An 8,361-nucleotide genomic window follows, 5' to 3' on the forward strand; every position below is an offset into this window, starting at 1 on the left:
GGTAAGGGTATGCGATTCCTGCTCACGACGTTCGCCTGGCCGTCGCACTACTACCCGATGGTGCCGCTCGGGTGGGCGTTACGGGCCGCTGGGCATGAGGTAGTAGTAGCGAGCACGCCGTCGCTGGTCGACGCGATCATCACGACCGGGCTGCCGGCGGTGGCGGTGGGTAAGGACGTCGACATCGCGGGCAGGGCCAGGGACGGCAAGCTGCACGATCACAAACGGTGGCCGACCGATCCGGGCAGGTTGAGCGACGTACAGCAGAATCTGGTCAAGCAGATGTCGCACACGATGGTCGATGTCGCCGACGCGATGACAGACGATCTTGTCAAGTTCGCCCGGAGCTGGCAGCCGGACCTGATCGTGCACGAATCGATCACCTTCGCCGCGCCGGTCGCCGCCGAGGTGCTCGGCATTCCGACCGTCGCGCATGCGGTCGGAATGCCGCTCGCCCCGGGAATGATCGTGAGGAAAGACCGCCCGGCGCCGTCGCCGGCGTATGTGCGTCTCTTTCAGAAGTTCGGCGTTGCGCCGAGGACCGTCCCCTCGGCGTGGATCGACCCCTGCCCGCCCAGCATGCGCGTGCCGGGAGAGACCTCGGCCCCGCGGCTGTCCGTTCGATATGTGCCTTATAACGCCCCCGGTGCGCTGCCGACGTGGCTTATCGAGCCGCCCACCCGGCCCCGGGTGTGCATCACCTGGGGCACCTCAACGGTGGGGATGATCGGTGACGCGGTGACCGGTCTGCTGAGCCAGGCGATCGAGGCGGTCTCCAGCCTCGGAGTGGATGTCGTGCTCACCGTCTCTACAGCCACTCGTGCGGCTCTCGGCACGGTGCCGGACGGGGTGCGGGTGGCGGAGTCGCTGCCCCTGCACATGCTGCTGCCGAGCTGTCGGGCGATCGTGCACCCAGGCGGGGTGGGTACCGCGCTCACCGCGGGCATCTACGGAGTGCCACAACTGGCTGTCACCCAGTTCTCCGACCAGATGACCATCGGCGACGTACTCGCGGCCAGCGGCGCCGGTCACCATCTACTCCACGACGAGACCACCGTGGAGCGGATCAAATCCCACGTCGTCGAGTTGCTGGATGACCAGGAGTGCCTCGAAGCCGCCAGGCACCTGCAACGGGAAATCGCATCGCAGCCTGCGCCGGCCGAGTTGGTGCCGAAGCTGGTGGAGCTGGCGGGCAGGCGCGTGTCGGCTCGGGCGTGATGGCGGAGACACCATCAAGAAGGGAGTTAAGGTCCACAGTGTGTCCCCGAAGTACGAGCGGAGCCGTCCGGCCCGTCAGCGCCGACCCGGAACCGAGACCGGCGGGCACACCGGCAGCAGCTCGTCGGGGGAGTGGATGACGAGATCCGGGCCGGCCGCCATCAGGTCGTCCTCGTCCACCGTCGCCCAGGTCGCCGCCACGGAGGTCACTCCGGCGGCTCGGGCGCTGCGGATGTCGGCCGGGGCATCGCCGACCATGACGGCCGCGCCCGGCGCCGCGTCGAGCAGGCTGAGCGCGCGCAACACGATGTCCGGGGCGGGTTTGGCGTTGACGACCTCATCCGAGCCGACCACGTGGTCGAAGTGCTGGATCAGGTTGAGCGTGGTCAGCAGCGAGCGGGCCCGCGGCCCGGCCTTCCCGGTGGCCACGGCGAGCCGGAATCCGCGCGTCCGGAGCGTCTGGAGCAGGTCGACCACCCCGTCCGCCACGGGCACCTGGGCCGCGAGCCGGTAGCTCTCCCGGACGAACGGTTCCTCCATCTCCAGCGGTAGGCGCATCCGTCGCATGATCTCAGGGAAGTACAGGCCCTGATAACGCTGGTAGTCGGCGAACGGCGCCGGACCGGCACCGACCACTTCCGCGTACGCCGCGGCGAAGGCCCGGCCCATCACCTCGTGACTGTCCACCAGGACGCCGTCGAGGTCGAAGATCACCACACTGCGCATCGGTACGGCCTCCATCAGGTCGCCGCCGCGGTCGTGACCGGCCCGGTGGGCAGCAGCGGGGTCGCCGAGGCCGCGTACAGCGCCTCGATCGTGCCGACGATCCGCCGCGCGCCCGCGATCGCGGATCCGCACGCCGACGGATCGGCGAGGCGGGCCCTGAGGTCGTCGAGCTGGCGGGAGTACTCCGTGCCGATCGGCTCGGCCGGGACCGCGACCTCGCTCGTCCGGCCCCGCCGGACGACGCTGAGCCGCGGCCGCGGCTCGCGGTTCGGGCTGAAGCCGAAGGTGGACCGGAGCGTCGCGGCACCGCCGCTCCCGTCGATCCGGATCTCGGTGACGTCATGGCTCACCGAGTGCGTGGCCCAACTGGCGCGAAGGCCCACTGACAGACCGGTGCCGGTGACCAGGAATCCCCGTACGGTGTCCTCGACGTCCGCGTCGAGTTCCGGCGCCGGCTGATCGTGCCGCCAGGCCGCCGTCCAACGCGGGTCGTTGACGTGGTCGTGCGAGATGGACGCGGTGACCCGGTCGAAGGCCACCGGCCCGGCGATGGCCTCGAGAACGTCGAGCAGGTGCCAGCCGAGGTCGAACAACACCCCGCCGCCTGCCTCCGCCCGGCTGGTGAACCAGCCCTGGGACCGGGGCACTCCGCGGGCCCGTTCCCACACCAGGTCGATGTGGCGCAGGTGGCCGAGCTCGCCCGCCAGATCCGCCAGCTTTCGCACGTCGGCGCGGTACCGGCAGGCACTTCCGGCCAGCAACGGGCCGCCGCCCGCCCGCTCGGCTTCGGCCAGCGTGTCCGCCTCCGCGCTCGAGAGGCAGACCGGCTTCTCCACGAAGGTGGCGAGACCTCGGGAGAGAAGACGTCGCGCGATCGCCGCGTGCAGGTGGTTGGGCGAGGCGACCAACGCGAGGTCGGCGTCCTCGGCTCGCAGCAGGTCGACGTCACCGAAGGCCGGGCGGTCGGTCGCCGCGGTGAACGCCTCCCGCTTGGCCGGATCGGGGTCGACGGCGGCCACCACCTCGTAGTCGCCGCTCGCCATCAGGCGGGGAAGCCAGATCTCCCGGCCGGACCACCCGAACCCGACCAGTACGGTGCGGATCCTCATCCGGCGGCCACCACGTCGGCCACGATGGCGGCTGTGTCGGTGAGAGCCTGCTCCGACGCGAGCAGAGTGCGGTGGTGCAGCCAGACGCAGTCCTGGCTGATCGCGTCGGCGTTCGGGCACCGCTTGGCGAGCGTGTCGACGGACTCCGCGGGTGCGCCGGTTTCCCAGAACGCCGCGGTGCGGTAGATGGCGCGGAAGCCCGCGAAGGCCGGGATCCCCGCGTCGACCAGACGATCGACCAGGAGGTTGCGCCGCTCCTCCGACCAGCCGGGAAGCCGGAACATCGCCATGTAGTGCGGATTCCGGTCGGCCCGCGAGTCGCCACCCTGCGGCCGGACGCCGGGGATTTGGGCCAGGAGCGCAGACAGGAACCGCCACCGCTGCTCCCGCAACTCGATGTGGCTGTCGAGGCGGCCCAGCTGAGCGCGCAGGACGGCGGCCGAGAACTCGTTCATCCGCATGTTGGTGCCGGCCACCTGGTGGTGATAGCCGCGGTCGGTGCGTGGCCGGCCGCAGGAGTGGCGCAGGAACGCCTTCTCGTACTCGTCCGAGTCCGGGAACAGCACCGCGCCGCCCTCGCCCGCGGTCATCAGCTTGCCGTTCTGGAAGCTGAACGCCGCGACCGAGCCCAGCTCGCCCACGCGCTTGCCCTGCCATCGGGCGCCGTGCGCGTGGGCCGCGTCCTGCAGGACCCGGGCACCGGCATCCGAGGCGAGCTTGTCGAGTGCGTCCATGTCGGCCATGAGACCCGCCATGTGCACCGGCATGATCACCCGGGTCCGCGACGTGATCGCGTCGGCGGTGGCGGTCACGTCGATGTTGTAGGTGTCCGGATCGACGTCCACCGGGACGGCGACGGCCCCGATCCGCTGAGCGGCCTGGGACGAGGAGATGAAGGTGAACGCGGGCACGATCACCTCGGTGCCCGGTCCCGCGCCCAGCACCTGCAGGGCGAGCTCCAGCGCGTGCGTGCCGTTGGTGACGGCGAGGGCGTGACGGGCACCGTGGTATCCGGCGAACTCCCGCTCGAAGCTCTCCACCTCGCTGCCACCCATGCGCCACCACTGGCCCTGGGTCAGCGCCCGATCGAGAGCTCGCCGTTCGGTGTCGTCGAATTGCGGCCAATCCGGAAAGGTCGGCCCGGGTCGCGGACTCATTTCTACCTGGCTCCTTCTGGTCGATTGGCCTCACGGTACGAAGTCCGGCGCGACGCTACTATCCCTCAACCTGACAGCGATTTCAGAATTCGCCGCCCTCCCATTCTGCGAATTCGAAGTGAGTGGTGGGACTTCTTTCGGGGAGCATTCCCTCGGGTGGTCAGGTGCGGGTGATCGTGGCCAGCCAGGCCGGCGCCCCGTTGATGTCCCTGTTGTTCTCCAAAGTCACGGACTCGATCGAATCGACCCGCCAGCCATCGGCGAAGGTGGCCCGGATCTCGTCCTGGCTCACCCGCAAGGCGCGGATCCCGCCCTGGCTCTCCCGTCGCGGTCCGCTGCCGGAGTGATGGCGGTCGCTGATGCAGAGCAGGAACAACCGTGCGCCCGGCGGCATGACGGTGGCCAGGCTGTCGGCGTAGCGGACCCGCTCGGTGCCGCTGAACGCGTGGAACAGGGCGGAGTCGAGCACGGTGTCGAACTGCTCGCCCAGGTCGCCGAGTTCGAGCGCGTCCCCGACCTGGAAGCGCACTTCCAGGCCGCGCTCGCGTGCTTTGCGTCGCGCGGTCTCGATCGCTGTCGGCGCCGAGTCGATGCCGACCGTCGGGAGGCCGAGGGCAGCTGCCAGGAGCGCGACCTCGCCGGTGCCGCAGCCGACCTCGAGTACCCGGCCGCGGAACGCGCCTGCCTCGGCGAGGTTGCGCATGGCCAGTTGCGGGCGGCCGAGGTCCCAGAGCGGTGTCCCGCTGTAGTGCGCGTCGAAGCTTTCCACCTTGCTGCCACCCATGTCTGCTGGCTCCTTCTGGTCGATTGGGCCTTACGGTACGAAGTCCGGCGCCGGCGCCGGCCTATCCCTCAACCTGACAGCGATTTCGGAACTCGCCGCCGTCCCGTTCTGCGAATTCGGCGTGAACGGGGCGCCTTTCGGAAAAGTTCGCTCGGGAAGAGGGTGCTCAGGTGCGGGTGATCGTGGCCAGCCAGGCCAACACCCCGTCGACATATTTGTTGTTCTCCAACGTCGCGGGTTCGATCGAATCGACCCGCCAGCCGCTGGCGAAGGTGGCTCGGATCTCGTCCTGGCTCACCCGTCGCGGCCCGATGTCGGGTGGATGGCGGTCGCTGAAGCAGAGCAGGAACAACCGCGCGTCCGGCGGCATCACCGTGGCCAGGGTGTCGGCGTAGCGGACTCGTTCGGCGTCGCTGAACACATGGAACAGGCCGCAGTCGAGCACCGTGTCGAACTGCTCGTTCAGGTCGCCGAGTTCGAGCGCGTTGCCGACCATGAAGCGCGCTTCCAGGCCGCGCTCCCGTGTTTTGCGCCGGGCGATCTCGATCGCCGTCGACGCCGGATCGATGCCGACGGTCGGCAGGCCGAGGGCCGCCACCATGAGCGCGACCTCGCCGGTGCCGCACCCCACCTCGAGTACCCGGCCGCGGAAGGCGCCCGCCTCGGCGAGGTCGCGCAGCGCCGGTTGCGGACGGCCGGTCTCCCAGGGCGGCGTACCCGAATACCGCGCGTTGAAATGCTCGGGTGACAGGGCGTCGGTGAGTTGGCGCGCCAGTTTTTCCAGCGTCTCGACCAGTTCCTTGGCCTGGCCGGGGTCCTGGATCCCGGCGGCCGCGGCGAGTCGCTCGTCGATCCGCGCGGCGGATCGATCAGCGGCTCTGTGCCGGGCGACCTGCCGGACGAACGTGCGTCCAGGGTGGGCCGGGTCAGCGGCGGTGGTGACCACGCCCCGGTCGCGCAGGGTGGCGACGCTCGTCTCCACGTGACTCGCCGGGAAGCCGGTGCGGTCGGCGATCTCGGCGATCGAAGTGTCCGGGTGTTTGAACACATCGGTCATGATTTGACGCACGCCGGGGGACATCTGCCGCATGCCCGTGGGGTCCGGGATGGCATCCTCGCCGATCCGCATCAGCTTGCGCGCGAGGTCGTGCAGTTCGAAGCCGTCCATGATCGCAAAGTGTTCCCGACGCCGGATAGCGCACGCCATCACGCAGGTTGACGGTGTGCTCGGCGGTTCACCCGCGACGGCTGGACGACTAGCAGTGTGAGGGATGCCAGGGCCCGGCGGTCCGGATCTACCGTGGCTTGCGGTTATCGCGGATTCGGACCGTACGAGAGAAGTGGGTTTCATGAGTGTGAAACAGTCCGAACGGACGCTGTCCAACTTTCTCGCCTATCTCGACGGGCTGCGCGAGCGCGGAGCCGTGCACTTCGACGACAAGATCAAGGCGTGGCACGTGCTCGGTTACCACGACACCCTCCAGGTGTTGACCGACTCGGCGACCTTCTCGTCCGACGTCTCCCCGCTGGCCCCCAAGCAGGAAGACTTCGACCTGTTCAAGAAGGGCAACTTCGTCCGGGCGGACGATCCGGTGCACCGCCGGCTGCGCGGTCTGGTCAGCCGGGCGTTCACCCCGAAGATGATCGCCGGACTCGAGCCGCGGATCACCGAGGTGACCCTGCAGTTGTTCGACGACGCGGACGCCGGCGGCGACCAGTGGGACCTGATCGAGCAGCTGGGCTACCCGTTGCCGTTCATCGTCATCGCCGAGATGCTCGGCATCCCGGTCACCGACCGCGCGTTCGTCCGGCGGCTGTCCGACACCTTCTTCGAGGTGCACAACGTCGACCCGGAGCAGTCGCTGGATTCCCTGGGGGAGAGCGCGGTCAACAATGTCGCGCCGCTGCTGCGCGAGTTGAACACCCACCTGCTGGAGTTCGTCCGCGCCCGTCGCAAGACCCCAGGCGACGACCTGACCAGCAAGCTTCTGGAGGTCGAGGTCGACGGTACGCGGATGGACGACGAGGAGACCGTCGGCTTCCTCGGCCTACTGCTGCTCGCCGGCCACGTCACCGCGACATCCACGCTGGGCAACACGGTTCTCGCGTTGCACGAGAACCCCGAGGTCTGGGAGCAACTGCGGGCCGAGCCCGCGCTGATTCCGGCCGCGGTCGAGGAATCGATGCGCTACCGGCCGCCGTTCCCGCGTCTCGGTCGGCAGGCGATGAAGGACGTCGAGATCGGCGGGCAGATGATCCCGGCCGGCGACTTCGTCCTGGCGTGGCTGACCACCGCGAACCGCGATGAGCGCGTCTTCGCCGACCCGGACCGGTTCGACATCCACCGGAACCCCAACCCTCACCTGACGTTCGGCAAGGGCATGCACTTCTGCCTTGGCGCGCCGCTGGCGCGGCTGGAGGTGGGGATCGCCATGCGCCTTCTGATGGAGCGGTACAGCGACATCCGGGTACGCGACGACGTGCCGGTCAACCTGCGCAATCCCTGGGCGATGATCGGCGTCAACCGGCTGCCCATCGAGGTCCGCCGGTCCTGACGAACCGGAGCGTGGGCTCAGCGGTGGGGCAGCTCCGAGGTGCTGCCCACCTGCCGGGCCCGGTTCCGTCCAGCAGCGCCCTGGCCGGCGGGCTTGGGGTGAAGGGGACTTTCCGCGCGTGCGATGCGGGGAAAGTCCCCTTCACGTTTCTGCTGTAGGCGACCAGCCCCTCCCGGGCACAGACGCCGAAAAGCAGCGCTGCCGGAAGAATATCGACCACATACATCGATGGTCACGATAGCGACGCCGACACCAGGGCCCAGGCGAAGTCGTTAGGGTCTCCGGCTTGGCGGGCCCCAGGGGATGCGCACGTTGCCGGCACCATCGGCCCCTGCCGGGTCGGTCTGCCCTGCGTTGGTCCCTGTGGAGCTGCCCCGTTTGTGCTGTCGGTTCAGCGGGAGCGTGGACGGGGCAGCTCCGTAGGGGCCGAAGGGCAGGTCCCCGACCGGGTGGGGGCGTATTCGTCTGAACTTCGGGCGGGATCGGACACTCCGCGACTTTGCCGGGGCCCTGCTCAGGACACTGGTCCGCCGGCCGGACTACGCGGCCGAGGGAGGTCCGTCGACGGGCGCCCTATCAGCCTGGGGTGAACCACGGCTTGCGACGAAGGAGATCCCCGTGGCCAACCCGTTCGAGGTGGGGTCCGGCGACTTTCTTGTGCTCGGCAACGACGAGGGCCGGTTCTCGCTCTGGCCCGGATTCACCGATGTGCCCCCGGGCTGGAGCGTGGCCGCCGGCCCGGACGCGCGGGCAGGCGTGCCTGGGCTTCATCGAGCAGACCCCGTGACCGGTTTCTGACCGGCCGTCCGACT

Annotated in this window: 8 protein-coding genes; 3 read left to right on the forward strand and 5 right to left on the reverse strand. The window is 69.3% G+C overall.

Annotated elements, in window-relative coordinates:
- Positions 1 to 9 precede the first annotated feature (9 nt).
- Positions 10 to 1,218 carry a nucleotide disphospho-sugar-binding domain-containing protein gene (locus tag ACH4T9_RS29475; protein ID WP_396674465.1) on the forward strand — a complete coding sequence of 403 codons (1,209 nt, stop codon included), beginning with the start codon at positions 10 to 12 and terminating at the stop codon, positions 1,216 to 1,218.
- 75 nt (positions 1,219 to 1,293) lie between these two features.
- Here the strand turns inward: ACH4T9_RS29475 and ACH4T9_RS29480 are convergent, their stop codons facing one another.
- From ACH4T9_RS29480 to ACH4T9_RS29500, 5 genes are all read right to left on the reverse strand, one after another.
- Positions 1,294 to 1,944 (reverse strand): HAD-IA family hydrolase, encoded by a 651-nt coding sequence (locus ACH4T9_RS29480; protein WP_396674467.1) that lies wholly within the window; start codon positions 1,942 to 1,944, stop codon positions 1,294 to 1,296.
- Between the two features lie 14 nt (positions 1,945 to 1,958).
- Entirely contained in the window at positions 1,959 to 3,053 is a 1,095-nt protein-coding gene (locus ACH4T9_RS29485; protein ID WP_396674469.1) for a Gfo/Idh/MocA family protein, read from the reverse strand.
- Positions 3,050 to 4,210, reverse strand: coding sequence for a DegT/DnrJ/EryC1/StrS family aminotransferase (locus ACH4T9_RS29490; protein WP_396674470.1), 1,161 nt, complete (start codon positions 4,208 to 4,210; stop codon positions 3,050 to 3,052). Before ACH4T9_RS29490 ends, ACH4T9_RS29485 begins: the two co-directional genes overlap by 4 nt.
- A gap of 160 nt (positions 4,211 to 4,370) precedes the next feature.
- A complete protein-coding gene (locus ACH4T9_RS29495; protein WP_396674471.1) occupies positions 4,371 to 4,994 on the reverse strand; it encodes a class I SAM-dependent methyltransferase in 624 nt (207 codons plus the stop codon).
- Positions 4,995 to 5,160: 166 nt separating this feature from the next.
- Positions 5,161 to 6,345, reverse strand: coding sequence for a methyltransferase domain-containing protein (locus ACH4T9_RS29500; RefSeq protein WP_396674473.1), 1,185 nt, complete (start codon positions 6,343 to 6,345; stop codon positions 5,161 to 5,163).
- On the opposite strand from ACH4T9_RS29500, the gene ACH4T9_RS29505 reads away from it, so the two are divergent.
- Positions 6,344 to 7,549 (forward strand): cytochrome P450, encoded by a 1,206-nt coding sequence (locus ACH4T9_RS29505; protein ID WP_396674475.1) that lies wholly within the window; start codon positions 6,344 to 6,346, stop codon positions 7,547 to 7,549. The genes ACH4T9_RS29500 and ACH4T9_RS29505 overlap by 2 nt on opposite strands.
- A gap of 618 nt (positions 7,550 to 8,167) precedes the next feature.
- Positions 8,168 to 8,347: an MbtH family NRPS accessory protein gene (locus tag ACH4T9_RS29510; RefSeq protein ID WP_396674478.1), complete on the forward strand. Its 180-nt coding sequence runs from the start codon at positions 8,168 to 8,170 to the stop codon at positions 8,345 to 8,347.
- Positions 8,348 to 8,361: the final 14 nt, after the last annotated feature.

Source organism: Micromonospora sp. NPDC020750 (genome assembly GCF_044334565.1).
GTDB lineage: Bacteria > Actinomycetota > Actinomycetes > Mycobacteriales > Micromonosporaceae > Micromonospora.